The organism is Paenibacillus sp. J53TS2, from assembly GCF_018403305.1.
GTDB lineage: Bacteria > Bacillota > Bacilli > Paenibacillales > Paenibacillaceae > Fontibacillus > Fontibacillus rhizolycopersici.
The window spans coordinates 1-414 of sequence record NZ_BOSK01000032.1 but is presented as its reverse complement, the minus strand read 5'-3'; the positions used below and the strand labels follow the sequence as shown (position 1 = coordinate 414).

At 48.1% G+C, this 414-nt stretch carries 1 tRNA gene and 1 rRNA gene; both read left to right on the top strand.

The window, feature by feature from the left end:
• Positions 1–119: ribosomal RNA gene (locus KJS42_RS22950) — 16S ribosomal RNA — on the top strand; the annotation flags it as partial.
• Between the two features lie 79 nt (positions 120–198).
• Positions 199–274 (top strand) — tRNA-Ala (locus KJS42_RS22945).
• The last annotated feature ends 140 nt before the right edge of the window (positions 275–414 follow it).

Genomic DNA, 414 nt, shown 5'->3' with positions numbered 1-414 from the left:
CAACACCCGAAGTCGGTGAGGTAACCGCAAGGAGCCAGCCGCCGAAGGTGGGGTAGATGATTGGGGTGAAGTCGTAACAAGGTAGCCGTATCGGAAGGTGCGGCTGGATCACCTCCTTTCTATGGAGTACCTCGTTCCTGTAACGGAACGGTACAAAACATGACGTGTTTCCATTTGTTCGGTTTTGATGGAATTTGCGGGGCCATAGCTCAGCTGGGAGAGCGCCTGCCTTGCAAGCAGGAGGTCAGGAGTTCGATCCTCCTTGGCTCCACCATTAATTTCATCAAAACTTGATCCTTGAAAACTGGATAAACGAAACGAAATTTGCGTTTTAGAAACATTCTTTTAGCTGAACTTGTGTCAAAACAAGTGAAACTAGTAGTTGGTTAAGCTACTAAGAGCACACGGAGGATG